The organism is Bacillus sp. JJ1764 (assembly GCF_036962145.1).
Classification (GTDB): Bacteria; Bacillota; Bacilli; order Bacillales; family Cytobacillaceae; genus Neobacillus.
Genome location: NZ_JBALNY010000196.1, coordinates 1 through 14,575, shown reverse-complemented (window position 1 = coordinate 14,575; position 14,575 = coordinate 1). Strand labels below are relative to the sequence as shown.

The following is a 14,575-nucleotide window of genomic DNA, read 5'->3' as shown; positions in this document are numbered from 1 at the left end:
ATCAACAGACAAGTTTAATAGAGACATTATTAATAGAAAAATAAGTATGTAAAGGGGATTGTTCCTAATTTAGTGAAATCTATAAGGAATTTTAAAAATTACATACTAAAAATCGACAAGATTTGATAGAATAAGGAATATTTTAAAATAACATTTTGAGGTGAATTGATTGAATAAATTGACCAATAAAGAAATCATGTTTATTGGCTTTATGTTGTTTTCGATGTTATTCGGTGCTGGAAATTTAATTTTCCCAGCCTTTTTGGGACAAGCCGCTGGGAAAAATGTATGGGAAGCGGTTATAGGTTTCATTATATCAGATGCCGGCTTGGCAGTATTCGGGTTTATCGCTATTGCAAAATCAGGTACGTTCGATACGTTAGTTAAAAGAGTCAATCCTACTTTTGCCTTCCTGTTTCCAATGGCCATTTATCTATCAATTGGACCGGGACTTGCCATTCCGCGGGCAGGCAGCCTTGCTTATGAAATGGGAGTAAAGCCTTTTTTACCAACGACCATACAGGGTTCTCCATTTGGTTTATTGATTTATACAGTAGTATTTTTTAGTATCGTTTTTTGGTTTGCGAAGTCACCATCAAAATTAATTGACCGATTTGGTAAAATCTTAACACCGTCCTTATTGATTTTAATTATCATTGTTTTTATTAAAGCCATGTTTACTGATTTACCAGACTTTAAAGCAGCAACTTTAGCGTATAAAGAAAATCCTATCTCACAAGGATTTTTAGATGGCTATCAAACAATGGATGGCCTTTGTGCATTAATTTACGGTATTGTATTTATCAATATTTTTAAGAGCAAAAAAATAAGCAATCAATCCTTACAGATAAAATATTTAGCCGTATTTGGTCTTATTTGTGCTCTGCTTTTAACTATTTGTTATTTCATTATTGCCTATCTTGGAGCTTCTGCTCAGGTATCAGGAAAAGTGGATAATGGAGCGATTGTTTTAAGTACAATTATGCAGCAATTGTTTGGAACAAGTGGGACGATTGTGTTAGGATTAATTTTTTCATTAGCCTGCTTAAGTGTTTGTATAGGGTTAATAACATCATGTGCTCAATATTTTTCAAGTATTTTTCCGAAGTTATCATATCTGAATTGGGCAGTCCTTCTATGCCTGATCAGTGGTTTTATTGCAAATCTTGGTCTGGCGCAAATTTTAAAAGTATCCATTCCGATCCTTGGACTGGTATATCCGATCTCCATTACCTTAATGATTTTAGGCCTAAGCCACGATCGGTTACCTTTCAATAAACGGCCCGTTTATGCCATGACAATCAGCCTGGTTGGGTTATATAGCTTAACGGAAATGATTAATTCGACATTTTTGCATGGTTCCATTTCGGGGATATTATCTATTATACCTTTACAAACTAAGGGATTTGGTTGGGTAATTCCGGGATTTATCGGTTTAACTTTGGGAAGTATGATTGAAAAAATTACTTTCAAAGAGAATAAAGCTGAAAGGACTGCCGCATAACAATTTCAATTCTATTGACTGGAAAAAAAATTTGTATTATAGTTTAAATATAAGATTGATTTAATAAAATTAAATTGTTTAAAATTATACTGTGGGGCAGTTCTAATGGATAAATATGAATCAATAAAATTAGAAAATCAAATATGTTTTCCCCTTTATGCTATGTCAAGGGAAGTTATTAAACTGTATAAGCCCATCCTTGAGCCACATCATTTAACATACACGCAGTATGTAACAATGCTAGTCATTTGGGAAGAAGAGAAAATCAACTTCAAAGATTTAGGATTAAGATTGCATTTAGATTCAGGGACCCTTACTCCTGTGGTGAAAAAGTTGGAATCTATGGGGTTAGTGATAAAATATAGAAATAAAGAAGATGATCGTATCGTTACAGTAGAACTTACCGAAAAGGGAAGGTTGCTTAAAGAGGAGATATTGGATGTTCCGGAAAAGCTCTTTTCTCAATTTAAGGGCAATAGTGAAACGGTAATGATGTTAAAAAAGTACCTTGACGAATTATTGAATATGACAAGTGAACAAAGTTAAATTCCATTTGGGATTTAACTTTTCATTCGCATAAATCAATTGAATAAAATTAAATTTTAATAAATCGAAAAGAGGAGAATAGGTTATGAATTTTTATGATTTTTCAGCAAAAAGAATCAATGGGGAAGAAGTGAGCATGAAGCAATATGAGGGGAAAGTAGTACTAGTTGTCAACACTGCGAGTAAATGTGGATTAACTCCGCAATTTAAAGAATTGGAGGAATTATATCAACAGTATAAAGACAAAGGGCTAGAAATACTTGGTTTCCCTTGTAATCAGTTTGCCAACCAAGATTCAGGTAGCAATGAAGAGATTGAGCAATTTTGCCAACTTAATTATGGAGTTACCTTTACGATGTTTGAAAAGATTGATGTGAACGGCCATAATGCTCATCCACTTTATAAATACTTAAAGAATCAGACAAAATCAATTTTAGGCAAGGAAATCAAATGGAATTTCACCAAATTTTTGATAGATGCTGAAGGAAATGTAATAAAAAGATATTCTCCGACAATAGTGCCACTCAAAATGAAAAATGATATAGAAAAATATATACAGAATTAATAAAGCATCAACAGAAAACTATAAAAAGCTTAGTGGTGTCTTGGAAATTATGTCATAGTAGCAAGGAAAAATGGCCAGGTAAAAAAACTTGGCCATTTTTCTATACCATAAATACTTCGTAGCTTGCATTGGATATAAACAGCAAATCAAAAGGAGAATCTTGGATTACCTAGATTTACTGCTTCGTTGAATCAGTTTGTAAATCAAGACCCATAGAATTGTTATAAACTGTCTTTTTCGGAATCGCATCATCATACGGCATATCGCTGTGCCCGTAGCTGCGATGAATCATCATATATATTAGACCAACAACAATAACCACCACTCCTGAAAGTAGAACGATATAATTATCATACCAAGGAGCGTCCGGGGTTCTTGGCCAGCACATGTTTACAATAGCAATGATTCCGTAGATAAGTGCGCCGATATTGACAGGCAGTCCCCACTTGCCCAATTGGTACTTGCCGCTTGGCTTCCAACCTTTTAGTCTAGCTCGAAGTGCAGCAAGAACTACCATTTGGAATCCAATATAAATGCCAAACGACGCAAAACTGACGATCTTTGTTAGCGCATCTTCGGACACAATTGAACCAAGCACAATGACGGCTGGAACGATAGCTGAAAGAATCAGCGAATATGGAGGAATGTGACGGGCAGTCGAAAACTTCTTTAATAGCCGGCTTCCAATAATCATGTCATCACGCCCATATGAATACGCAAGTCGGCTGGCTGCTGCTTGTAAACTTATTACACATGAAATGAAAGAAATCAAAACAACACCCAAGACAATTTTTGCACCAACCACACCAAAGGCATTTGTTAGGATGGTATCAACCGGTGCAACGTCTTTACCAGCAATTACTGCCGGAATATCAGCAATGGAGAGTACTAAAGCAAGGCAAACAAACATGGCGGCAGCACCGCCGATGTAAATGGTCCGGCGCATTGCTTTCGGGATCAGAACACCTGGATTGGGTACTTCCTCTGCGACATCACCACAAGCTTCGAACCCAAAGTATAGAAAGGTTCCAATTAATCCAGCTGCAGCAAAGGCATAAAGGTAACTTTGGCCACTACCGGCGCCAAAAGAATCAAAGAGCACTCCAAGTCCGTGATACCTATGTGTAATTAGCAGCCAAAAACCAACTGCCAGTGCACCTAGAATTTCTGCAGTGAAACCAATGATTGCTGCAGCTGCCAAAGCCTTTGTGCCAAGAAAATTGATGATTGTTGCCAGTACTAATAGGGCTAATGCACAAAGAACCGTGGAGCTTACAGATGCTTCATAACCTAATATTTGCGCCAGAAAAGGCCCAGCTCCATAAGCAACACTGGCAATCGTAACAAATAAAGCGATTAAATAAACCCAGCCAGTCATCCACGCATACTTACGTCCCCATAGTCTCCGGGCCCAAGGATAAACTCCTCCTGCAACTGGGAATTGTGCAACAATTTCACTAAAGACAAGTGCAACTAATAATTGTCCGAGGCCACAAATCACTAGACTCCAAAACATAGGTGGACCTGCTTGCGCAAGTGCGTAAGCAAATACTGTGTACACACCTACTACGGGAGAAAGATAGGTGAACCCAAGGGAAAAGTTTGCCCACGGGCTCATGTCGCGTTTAAATTCAGATTCATACCCAAGCGATGCCAAATGAGCATCATCATCATGATGCACTGAGGCAGTTCCACCTATTTGTTTTTTTACATTTTCTTTCATATTTGAGCCTCCTTAGTAAAGTATAAATTCAATAAGTCCTATTATAAACTAAATTCTAAATTATATAAATATTCAGTTATTTAAAAGAGATAAAATTATGTCAAGAGTGGTTTTGTTCAAACCACTCTCAAATAAAATTTACAAAAGTAGTGATAAACAATCTATCTATTAAATTATTTTTTATCTGAAAACCAGCCTGTTGGTCCTACGGCAAGATTAATATTGATTTGTTTCACTTCTTGGAATTCATCTAAACCAAACGTTCCAAGACTGGATCCAATACCGCTTTGTTTATATCCATGCCATGGTGCTTCGTTGTATGTTGGACCATACGCGTTAATCCAGGTAATTCCTGCGCGGACTTCTTTAATTACTCGCATTGCTTTCGCTCCATCAGAAGTAAATACACCGCCGGCTAGACCGTAAATCGTATCATTTGCTAGTTTTACAGCTTCCTCTTCATCTTTGAATTTTTGAATAACAGCAACTGGTCCGAAGATTTCTTCCTTTATAATCCGCATTTCTGGAGTCACATCTATGAAAACGGTTGGTTCGATAAAGAATCCTTTATCTAAACCATCTTCAAACAGGCGGTTACCTCCACAAGCTAGTGTAGCACCTTCTTTTTTTCCTATTTCGATATAGTCTAGAATGGTATCAAGTTGGGCTTCACTTACGATGGCACCCATTTCGGAACCTTCTTCTAATCCAGGTCCCACCTTAATATTTTTAGCACGTCTTACAAACTCTTTTACAAATTGATCATACATGCTTTCTTCTACAATAATTCTGCTCCCGGCAGAACATACTTGACCAGATCCGTAGAAAATACCTAGTAATGCATGGTCTACTGCAGCTTCAAAATCAGCATCAGCAAATATAATGTTAGGTGACTTGCCGCCTAGTTCAAGGGAGATTTTTTTCAAATTGCCTGCAGCATTGCGCATAATGCTTTTTCCCACCTCAGTACTTCCTGTAAAGGAAACCATATCTACATTATGACTTCGTGCAATCACTTCACCAATCACAGAACCTTTACCCAGTACCAAATTCACTACACCTTTTGGAACACCGACTTCTTCAATAATTTCTACTAATTTAGTGGCCGTTACTGGTGTTACTTCAGCCGGTTTATAGACAATGGTATTTCCGGCAGCCATAGCAGGGGCAAATTTCCACACACTCATCAGAAATGGGAAATTCCACGGAACAATTAATCCCGTAACTCCCACAGGTTCACGCACGACCATCGCTTGCATTGGATCTGCAACGTGATAAGTTGCTCCATCCGGTGTTCTGATCAGACCGGCATAATAGCGGAAACAAGAGGCAGCATCATGGATATCAATATCAGCCTCAGCTTTTATTTTTCCATTATCTTTTACTTCAAGTTCGACTAGCTCATCGTGTTTTTCATCTATTTTGTCAGCGATTTTTAATAGAAAATCTGCACGTTCTTGTGCACTGATTTTAGACCAAACCCCACTCTCGAAAGTCTCTTTAGCTGCTTTAATAGCCTCTTCTGTTTCTTCGACAGTGGCTCTAGGAGCGATAGCTATTAATTCACCGTTTGCTGGATTAATCACCTTATTAGTATCCTGATTACTGGATCGTTTCCATTCACCATTGATATACATCTTTAATTCTAGTACTTGAGTAGTTGTCGTCATTTAATTTGCCTCCTTGTATTTTGAATAATTTAGTGGTAGTTCTTAATCAATACATGTATTACAGATTTAAAATGAGCTCTTTTTTCGATTCCTTAGCTCTAGAACAACAAGTTAAAATAACACTCTTTGTCTGTCTTTCTTCATCTTTATAAAAGTGATCCCGGTGATCGATTTCCCCGGAGATTACTTGGACTTCACAGCTTCCGCAACCGCCAACTTTACAAGAATAGGGAGCAGGGACGCCAGCTTTTAATAGCGCTTCTAATAATGTTTCTTGTTCGGTCACTTCAACCGTTTGGCTGCTGTTCGCTAGTTTAACTACAAAAGGATCTTTTGGGCCTTCATCAACAGCAGCAAATAATTCAAAATGAATCGAATGGTCTGGGTAGCCAAAACTTTCCGCGGCTGCCTTAAATTCCTTCACCATTGTGATGGGTCCACAGAAATAGACATGTGTACCAATCCTGTGATCCGCCATTGATTCAGGTGTCATTTTATGAGGAGTTGCAGTTCTGGAAAAATAAAAATGGCATTTGTCTGGATATTTTGTATTCAAGTCATCAAAGAAAGCACATTCTTCTTTCGTTCTTGCCCCATAATGCAATTCAAATGATTTTCCTTCAGTCGTTAAATCTTCCATCATGGTCAAAAAGGGAGTAATGCCAATGCCTGCTGCATAGAACACATGATGTTTAGCTGATTTGAAGGCGAGTGGGAAATGATTTTTGGGCCAACTGATTTCTAAATGATCTCCCACTTTGACTTTTTCATGCCAATACACAGATCCCCCTCTTGAGTTGTCATCCTTACGAATGGCAATGGCGTAATGAGTGCGGTCAGTGGGGTGGCTAACCAATGAATAATTTCTTTCAATCACTTCGCCATCGGTTTTTAGGTAGGTAGCAATATGGGCCCCACCCGTAAATGCGGGTAAAAGTTCAAGATGAACGGGGACTAGATGAAAGCGCTTTACAAAATCTGTTACCTGCACTATTTTATCTACGTAAACCGCAATATTTCCGAATGCTTTCATAAAACTCACTCCTTTCGATTAGCTAATTGGTTACGAAAGCAGGGTTGTAAGGATAGCCAATATATCCTTTTCGCTCCCTGGAGAAGAAAGGGCCAATTTCTAAGCTGATTTGACAATGGTAACAGATTGTCTCCGTCTCTTTTGGCTGTACCTCTTGCAGGTGATAGCATTTCATGCAATAAACATAACGGCGCTTCTCTCCAGAAATAAGTGTTTGAATTTCATCTCCTGAAAAGCCCGCCTCAATGGCTGCTGAGAAAATCGTTGCCGCATCATTCCACTTTGCTGAAATATAAAGTTGAGTCCCCATTTTTTGGCATTCTAAAATTTTTTTTGTATCATGTAATTGAACAACATCGTTCATTTCAATTAATTCATATTCCTTTTGACCAATAATTTCATTTATGAAATTTTGGACGGTGTTTGCTTGATCTGGATCAGCAGAAATGATCAGTAATTTTCTACGATCCTGTTTTATCTTGAAATGTTCTACAATGGTTTCAGATTGATCGTATAAAACCGGATTGTTATAAACCACCTTCCATACCTCCAATCTTTTTGAACTTAGTTGGTTTGTAATTCTACTTTTTTTATTAAGTTTTTCAAATATTCTATTGTTGGGTCAATAAATGGGGTAAATCCTTTGTAATCAGCCATAGGCTTAGGGATATCGGATAGAATAGAGTAGGTTTGTTTTAGCCATTCTGGTCTTTTGGCTAAATCCTTCATGGCAAGGAATTGGGTATTTAATACGAATAATACAGCGTTACTTCTTGGCATCCGATAGAAAAATTGTTCTTCTACTCGAAGTCTTACTAGTTCACCGGCATTTTCAGGAGTAACCAAATGGCGAGTTGGTCCCCAAGTATCAAAGGTTTCATAGTTAACATCCCAGCGATTAGCCATTAGATTCCAATTAATTCTTGTCCAAGGTTCCCCAGGTAAAACATTACGGATTAAGAAGTTACGAACTCTTTCAGCCAGCGGTACCCCTGTGCGTGAAACAAATGGTACTGGTCCGTGAATTTCGTCAAATGTCATCCCCTTATTCCAGTGAGGGGAGAATAAAGCGGCATATGATTCTTGTGCAACTTCTAAATAAAGATTTTCATCTCTAATCACCATTAGCACAAAATCAGTAGTAAAATGGCGGCCAATTAAATCAAGAGGCTCAAGCTCTATACTTGATGCATCACCAAAAATGAAAGATTCCGTTTCATTTAAAATCAAATTATGAAATGTCCAATGATGACCATTCTTTTTTACTTGGAAGTGCTCGGGGTAGCGTTCAACCGCCATATGAATGAGCATTTCTGCCACTTCCCATTGCATTTCCATCGTATGGGGATAGGATTGGAACCTTACTTCAGGTTGTTCAATGAGTAATTCTCTTTTTCTTTTTATTTGTTTTTCATATTCAGGAGTAATGATCACGCAATTCATACGTTCCTTATCAAGTTTTCTTAAGTCGTTGGAATATCGATAGTTTGAACCTTCTTTAATATGGTGAAAAGGGTAGGGGAATACATCAAGATTAGTAGATTCGTACATTTATGTTCCTCCTTTAAACATCAGATTAATATTTAGAAAGTTTAATCTTCTCAATAATATGAGTGCAATAATTGTGCCAATAAAAAAAGTTCACAAAATAGTCATAAATGGAGTTTCACCCTCAATAAATAATTTCAAAATTGAAATTTCGATTCAAATATGAAATAATTTACTAAATAGTTGCACTATTTTAACTTCTGTAGAGGAGGGCTAAATGGGTGGAGTCCGTCATTTTATCTAATGAACAACTACTTCAAGCCTATCAATCGAGCATTCTTTCCATTTACGACGAAATTATGGTGACGAACTTAAACGGAACCATTGTATTTCGGAGTGGGGGATTGAAAAATTTTTGGTCAACAAACTCTACCACATTTATAGGAAGAAACATTAACGAACTAGAAGAAATTTCGTACTTTGGTGATCCCATACTACAGTTATTAAATAGGGAGGCTCATTCACTTCAATTAAGGGCTTGGAATGACAGTAACATTCTTGTAACCGTTTTCCCGCCGGATACAAATGACGGGGAATTTTTGATATGGGGGTTAAAAGGGATCTCCAATCAAGTAATAGATGCAAATAATATAAAAGAGGGCATGAACCCAAAAGGCATTCCAACAATGGTCGTTCATAGTCAAAAAATGCAAGATATCATATATACGATAGAGATGGTCTCAAAAGTCTCGACATCTGTTCTTTTATTAGGGGAATCCGGTGTTGGTAAAGAAATGATCGCCAAAACGATTCATCAGTTAGGAAATAGAAGGTCTAAACCATTTATTGCCGTTAATTGCGGTGCCATTCCAGAAAATTTATTAGAAAGTGAATTATTTGGCTATGTCGGCGGTGCCTTTAGTGGTGCTAATAAAAATGGTGCTCCAGGAAAGTTTGAATTAGCCAATGGAGGCATTATTTTTCTTGATGAAATAGGAGAAATGCCACTGAACTTGCAGGTTAAACTCCTTCGAATTTTACAAGAAAAAGAAGTAACCCCTTTAGGAAGTTCGAAACCGATTCATATTGATGTTCAAATTATTACTGCAACCAATCAATCATTGGAAAAAATGGTGAAAGAAAAACGATTTAGAGAAGATCTATATTATCGTTTAAATGTGGTCCCTATTGAAATCCCTCCACTTAGGGAAAGAATAGAAGAGATCCCTTATTTAATTTTTCATTTCGTAGAAAAATATAATACTAAATTTAATAGGCAAATTAATATTTTACCGGATGCCATAGAATTATTATCTATTTACGATTGGCCAGGCAATGTTCGGCAACTTGAAAATACAGTGGAACGAATCGTTGTAACCAGTAGAGAATTTAACGTGGATTCAAGCCTAGTTTACAGATACATTCCATGGGAAAAGGCTATGAGCCATGAGCCCCCGATGATCAATCACATTATGCCGCTGCAGGAAGCAGTTGATATCATCGAAGAACGGTTAATTACAATGGCTATGGAAAAATATAAATCACTGAAACTTGCAGCAAAAGTGCTGGATATCAGTCAACCTACGATGAGCAGAAAATACAAAAAAATTCGCGAAAGAATTCAACAAGAGACTCTCTCTCCTTCCAATAAAAGACAGATCCTTGAACAACATCTCAATAAACAATTACGATCGATGGCAATCGTTACATCTGCCGTTATTCTACCAGAAGAAATTTCAGAATTAGTTAATCATGATGCTTCACCTTCCAGCACAACTTATAAAAACGTCCAAAAAAAATTAACGAAAATAAGAGAACAAGAAGGAATCATTGAGTGGGTTTACATTTTTAAGGTCTTAGAAAATAACAAAATGCTGACGATAGTAGCCGATGAAGACTTCGTTATCCCAGCTGGACAAATCTATGAAGCTCCGCCAGAAAATTTGAAGGTTGCCTTTGAGGCAATGAATGGAAGGGCTGGAGTAACCCCTTTATATGAAGATATTTATGGAGAATGGAAAACAAGTTTTGCCCCCATCATGGATCATACTGGAAAAGTGTTAGCCATTATCGGCTTTGATCATAGCAGAGCATATATCGAAACGGAGTTAAAAAGAATAGAGGATATGTTAAAAAAGCACTAGCTGTAGGCAACTTCTGTGGTAATGATCATACTACAAAATGCAAGGTGGCAATAACCTTGCATTTTGTCTTTCGGTACCAATTTTTTTATTTAAACTTCTCTGCGCATAGCTTTTAAAACATCAACCTGTGTTGCACGCTGTGCCGGTCGGAATCCGGAAATAATAGTCACCAGGAAGCAGATAATAAAGCAAATAACCGGCAATATCGGTGGAATGTCACTAAAGATCACGTTCAACATCGTGTCTTTACCAAATGCTTGTTTGATAATAAAGGGGATAAGAAGATTGACCCCATAACTTATTCCGTAGGAAACGACTGTTCCAAATATCGCGCCATTTAAACCAATATAACTGCTTTCCAGCAGAAAGATCCGTTTGATAGTTTTGGGATTGGCCCCAATCGCTTTCATAATGCCAATATCAGGCGCACGTTCCGTTACTGCCATTGTCATCGTGTTATAGATGCCGATGGAGGCAATAAGAATCGCAATTGTGCCAATAAATATGAGCCCCGCTTTAGCAATCATAAATACGGTGTTTACTTCTTTTAACTCATTTACAACAGAATAGGTGGCATAGTTCCCTTTTTGTAACTCATCTACAATTCCCTGAACCGATTCCATGTTTTTTGCATAAACCTTAACCTCATTGTAAGATTCGTACATTTCCTCTAATCCCTGTGGTGATTCCTGGCTGTTTGGGTCAAGCAGGATTCCTCTGGGGGTTCCAGTAAAGTTTTCAATATCCCTTAAAAGATCATCCGAAATAAAAACGCTTCGATCCTCAACCCAGTCCTTTGTTGGCTTTTGTGATATCCCAACCACTGTAAGAGGAAATACTTTTTCCACCTGCTTGCCGTCTTTGTTTTGTTTAATGGCTACTTCAATCGTTTTCCCGATTAGCTGGTCAGCATAAAGATACTTTTTCTTTACTTGACCATTGTTATCTAAAAGATCTTCACCGGCATCCTTTGCTGCGAGATTGAGAGGGAAGTTGTAGCCAATGACAATCTCATTCTTCGTTTTTGGCAAACGTCCTTCTGATAACTCAAAACCTGCCTTTATTTCCTCTGGAAAATTCGTTACAAAAGCTTGTGTGTCCTCCTGATAATTCCCAATTGTAAACTGGGTTTGCTGCTGCAATTCTTTTCTTCTTGTTATCGCTTTAACATTTTTAATCTTTTCAAAAAATGGAATATCTTTATCGGTAATCTGTCGGAAACCTTTATTGTCTTTTCCTTCTCGGCCGTGAACATCAATTTGTGTCATGACCCGTCTTTCCGTAATTTCCTTGACAACAGATTTCTGTAACCCAAAACCAACTGAAGCTAGGACAATAAGAAAGGCGCATCCCATTGCTGTAGCAAGGATCGTCATGAATACTCTCGTCTTATTTTTTTTCATGTTTTGCCGAACAAAGCGGAATTGGTCCTTTAATCTCATATTATTACCTCCTCGGCAATACGGCCATCCTTTAATGCTATCGTTCGATGTCCGATTTTGGCTACCTTTTCATCATGCGTAATAATTAAAAACGTGATCCCCAAATTAGTATTTAATTCTTGAATGAATTCCAGCAATTCTTCTTCTGTTTCACTATCAAGGCTACCTGTTGGCTCGTCTGCTAGAATAATAGGAGGACTAACAATTAGTGCTCTGGCAATACTGACCCGCTGTTGCTGTCCCCCGGATAATTCACCAGGATAGTGGTCCTGATAATCCAGCAATCCTACTCTTTGAAGCATTTGCTCGGTTTTTTCTTTCCTCTGACTCTCGGTAACTCCCTTTAATATTAACGGCAGCTCGACATTTTGAAATGCTGTCATGCTCGGTATCAATTGAAAGCTTTGAAAAATAAAGCCCAGATTTTGGATTCGGAAATCAGCAAATTTCCCTTCTGAAAAATCGGATACCTCCACACCATTAATTGAGATTTTTCCTTTAGTAGGACGAATAAACCCGCTTACTAAATTTAGAAGGGTTGATTTCCCTGAACCACTCCGCCCAACAATCGTAACGATTTCACCTTTTTCTACAGAAAAAGAAATATCTCTTAGTACGGGTATAATCGTTTGTCTGCCTTTTTTGCCAATTATAAAATCATGGCTTAAATTATTTACAGTAATCATACATTTCCTCCTGTTTCTAACTGCATCACCTTAATAGACGATCAATATCCCACATTTCCCTACAGTTATTTTAAAAAAGTTAAAATAGTAGATGAATTCCATTTTTTAGGAGGGAATTAATGACAAAAAGAAGAATATTAGTTATAAAAATGTAAAAGGTGATCTATTATGAAAGAATTTTTACGAAAACCCTCTAAAGTTGCCCTAACATCATTGACAGCAACCTTAGTAGTTTTCATTTTGCTTATGGGTGTTTTGCGATTAGCTGGAGTGGAATCAAGGTTTGTGCACATGTTTGGAAAAGTAACCATCGCTATTTCTCTACCATTTTTAATATTGAACCCTTTATTTGGTTTTATCTATTCGTTTTACATAAAAGGAAAACGTAAAATACTATATATACTTTTGCATTTGGCCTGTATATGTACCGTTTCTGTACTTGCATTTATGGCATTTATGTTTAGATATTTTGTTCCGTTTGCACCATAAATCTAACGTATATAAATAAATTGCTAAAAAGGGAAAAGAATATAATAATGAAAAATATATAATGCCATTTATTCGTTTGATTATTTTGGCAGATAGAGGGAGTCTACTTTTTAATTGATTAAGTTAGAAAATAATAGGACTAGTGGACTTTCAATGGAGAATTTTTTAAAAATGGCGGAGGAGGATGTTAATGCCTCATTTATTTATTAGAGGAATAACAGTTGAACAAGTAAAAACCATCAGTAAACCCATGGTTCAAGAATTAGCTCGGCTCTGTGAGTGTGGGATAGATAATTTCACGCTGGAGGTTGTGAATGCAACATTTGTTTTTGATGGAAGTGAGGTTCCGGGCTACCCATTTATCGAAGTAAAATGGTTTGATCGGGGTCAAAAGGTTCAAGATGAATTTGCCCATATTATCACAAGACAGGTTCAGGCTCTTGGGATACCGGATGTAGAAGTTGCCTTTAGTACTTTTAGAGAGTCGGATTATTATTTAAATGGGAAAAGTTTTGCCTAAATAAACAGGGAGGAAAAACTATCCTCCCCCAATTTTACATAAGGTTATTAATCTCTTTCTCTTGCCCTCTGTGTATCTCTAATATTCTTTTGAACTGTTACGGCAGCAAATATACTAAGAACAAAGGCCATTCCATAAAATCCCTTTTCACTTAAAACAATGCTCCCAGCATTGTATAAACCGATCCCCATTAATGAAATGGATACAATTAGGGCAAACCAACTAATACCATAATAAATATTAGTAACAGGTATTCCTTCCTCTTTATCTCTTACGGCCTTTTGTAAAGATACGGCTGAGTAGAGCCCAAATATTAAGACAGCAAAGTAATAACCCTTTTCGTTTAGTTGCATCGAAGCATTAAACAAGCCTATCAGATAAGCAGAAATACCTACTAACAGAGCTCCCCAAGAAGCGCCTTTGAAAGCTGGAGTAGGTTCTCCTTCTTTCCTTTCTATTTTTATTTTTGTGTCATTTTGTTTTCCTTTATCTAATAGAACCTCATTATCATTAGACATTGAATACTTCGCCTCCCCATTGAATGTAATAAAAATGGAGCACCTATAGTACTCCTACCTATAATTATATAGATTTTTTGTGCAAAGGATAGATAATTTTTACTCCTTTTCCAATTACTTCATTAAAATCTTCCTTTGTGTTTTTTGGGGAAAATTTCTTAGAATATGTCCTTGTGTTAAGGGTTGGAAGGGGGTCTATCGTTTTTAATACTGCGTCTGAAGTTGCCCCGTCTTCGGACACCATCAA

The 14,575-nt window shown here is 37.1% G+C and carries 15 protein-coding genes; 6 read left to right on the top strand and 9 right to left on the bottom strand.

The annotated features are described in order from the left end of the window. The first annotated feature begins 169 nt into the window (after window positions 1–169). The 3 genes from brnQ (at window position 170) to V7083_RS21355 (ending at window position 2,615) form a co-directional block, all read left to right on the top strand. Complete coding sequence (brnQ, locus tag V7083_RS21365) at window positions 170–1,504, top strand: branched-chain amino acid transport system II carrier protein (protein ID WP_335481834.1); 1,335 nt, start codon at window positions 170–172, stop codon at window positions 1,502–1,504. A 105-nt stretch (window positions 1,505–1,609) separates the two neighbouring features. After that, entirely contained in the window at window positions 1,610–2,050 is a 441-nt protein-coding gene (locus tag V7083_RS21360) for a MarR family winged helix-turn-helix transcriptional regulator (protein ID WP_335481832.1), read from the top strand. Between the two features lie 85 nt (window positions 2,051–2,135). After that, window positions 2,136–2,615 (top strand): glutathione peroxidase, encoded by a 480-nt coding sequence (locus V7083_RS21355; protein ID WP_335481829.1) that lies wholly within the window; start codon window positions 2,136–2,138, stop codon window positions 2,613–2,615. A gap of 175 nt (window positions 2,616–2,790) precedes the next feature. On the opposite strand, the gene V7083_RS21350 is transcribed toward V7083_RS21355, so the two are convergent. From V7083_RS21350 to V7083_RS21330, 5 genes are all read right to left on the bottom strand, one after another. Continuing rightward, window positions 2,791–4,338: an APC family permease gene (locus V7083_RS21350; RefSeq protein ID WP_335481826.1), complete on the bottom strand. Its 1,548-nt coding sequence runs from the start codon at window positions 4,336–4,338 to the stop codon at window positions 2,791–2,793. 173 nt (window positions 4,339–4,511) lie between these two features. Continuing rightward, window positions 4,512–6,008, bottom strand: coding sequence for an aldehyde dehydrogenase family protein (locus V7083_RS21345; RefSeq protein WP_335481823.1), 1,497 nt, complete (start codon window positions 6,006–6,008; stop codon window positions 4,512–4,514). Window positions 6,009–6,066: 58 nt separating this feature from the next. Then, window positions 6,067–7,041, bottom strand: a complete 975-nt coding sequence (locus tag V7083_RS21340) for a PDR/VanB family oxidoreductase (protein WP_335481820.1) — start codon at window positions 7,039–7,041, stop codon at window positions 6,067–6,069. A 22-nt stretch (window positions 7,042–7,063) separates the two neighbouring features. After that, entirely contained in the window at window positions 7,064–7,579 is a 516-nt protein-coding gene (locus V7083_RS21335) for a dimethylamine monooxygenase subunit DmmA family protein (protein WP_335481817.1), read from the bottom strand. A 26-nt stretch (window positions 7,580–7,605) separates the two neighbouring features. Next, window positions 7,606–8,592, bottom strand: a complete 987-nt coding sequence (locus V7083_RS21330) for a heme-dependent oxidative N-demethylase family protein (RefSeq protein ID WP_335481814.1) — start codon at window positions 8,590–8,592, stop codon at window positions 7,606–7,608. A 218-nt stretch (window positions 8,593–8,810) separates the two neighbouring features. On the opposite strand from V7083_RS21330, the gene V7083_RS21325 reads away from it, so the two are divergent. Next, a complete protein-coding gene (locus tag V7083_RS21325) occupies window positions 8,811–10,673 on the top strand; it encodes a sigma-54 interaction domain-containing protein (RefSeq protein WP_335481811.1) in 1,863 nt (620 codons plus the stop codon). Between the two features lie 89 nt (window positions 10,674–10,762). Here V7083_RS21325 and V7083_RS21320 read toward each other — a convergent pair whose 3' ends face one another. Next, on the bottom strand, window positions 10,763–12,115 hold the full coding sequence (locus V7083_RS21320) for an ABC transporter permease (RefSeq protein WP_335481808.1): 1,353 nt from the start codon (window positions 12,113–12,115) through the stop codon (window positions 10,763–10,765). After that, window positions 12,112–12,801, bottom strand: a complete 690-nt coding sequence (locus V7083_RS21315; RefSeq protein ID WP_335481805.1) for an ABC transporter ATP-binding protein — start codon at window positions 12,799–12,801, stop codon at window positions 12,112–12,114. Before V7083_RS21315 ends, V7083_RS21320 begins: the two co-directional genes overlap by 4 nt. Window positions 12,802–12,969: 168 nt before the next feature. On the opposite strand from V7083_RS21315, the gene V7083_RS21310 reads away from it, so the two are divergent. Beyond that, window positions 12,970–13,290, top strand: coding sequence for a hypothetical protein (locus tag V7083_RS21310; RefSeq protein WP_335481802.1), 321 nt, complete (start codon window positions 12,970–12,972; stop codon window positions 13,288–13,290). A 190-nt stretch (window positions 13,291–13,480) separates the two neighbouring features. Beyond that, a complete protein-coding gene (locus V7083_RS21305; RefSeq protein ID WP_335481799.1) occupies window positions 13,481–13,810 on the top strand; it encodes a DUF1904 family protein in 330 nt (109 codons plus the stop codon). A 47-nt stretch (window positions 13,811–13,857) separates the two neighbouring features. On the opposite strand, the gene yiaA is transcribed toward V7083_RS21305, so the two are convergent. Beyond that, window positions 13,858–14,328 (bottom strand): inner membrane protein YiaA, encoded by a 471-nt coding sequence (yiaA, locus tag V7083_RS21300; RefSeq protein ID WP_335481796.1) that lies wholly within the window; start codon window positions 14,326–14,328, stop codon window positions 13,858–13,860. Between the two features lie 64 nt (window positions 14,329–14,392). Then, window positions 14,393–14,575: hypothetical protein (locus V7083_RS21295; RefSeq protein ID WP_335481794.1), on the bottom strand; the 183-nt coding region annotated here is incomplete at its 5' end.

Bases quoted from the DNA above. Each gene is read 5' to 3' on its own strand.
- V7083_RS21360 (WP_335481832.1), top strand. From the start codon at position 1,610: ATGGATAAATATGAATCAATAAAATTAGAAAATCAAATATGTTTTCCC.
- V7083_RS21355 (WP_335481829.1), top strand. From the start codon at position 2,136: ATGAATTTTTATGATTTTTCAGCAAAAAGAATCAATGGGGAAGAAGTG.
- V7083_RS21350 (WP_335481826.1), bottom strand. From the start codon at position 4,338: ATGAAAGAAAATGTAAAAAAACAAATAGGTGGAACTGCCTCAGTGCAT.
- V7083_RS21345 (WP_335481823.1), bottom strand. From the start codon at position 6,008: ATGACGACAACTACTCAAGTACTAGAATTAAAGATGTATATCAATGGT.
- V7083_RS21340 (WP_335481820.1), bottom strand. From the start codon at position 7,041: ATGAAAGCATTCGGAAATATTGCGGTTTACGTAGATAAAATAGTGCAG.
- V7083_RS21330 (WP_335481814.1), bottom strand. From the start codon at position 8,592: ATGTACGAATCTACTAATCTTGATGTATTCCCCTACCCTTTTCACCAT.
- V7083_RS21320 (WP_335481808.1), bottom strand. From the start codon at position 12,115: ATGAGATTAAAGGACCAATTCCGCTTTGTTCGGCAAAACATGAAAAAA.
- V7083_RS21315 (WP_335481805.1), bottom strand. From the start codon at position 12,801: ATGATTACTGTAAATAATTTAAGCCATGATTTTATAATTGGCAAAAAA.
- V7083_RS21310 (WP_335481802.1), top strand. From the start codon at position 12,970: ATGAAAGAATTTTTACGAAAACCCTCTAAAGTTGCCCTAACATCATTG.
- V7083_RS21305 (WP_335481799.1), top strand. From the start codon at position 13,481: ATGCCTCATTTATTTATTAGAGGAATAACAGTTGAACAAGTAAAAACC.
- yiaA (WP_335481796.1), bottom strand. From the start codon at position 14,328: ATGTCTAATGATAATGAGGTTCTATTAGATAAAGGAAAACAAAATGAC.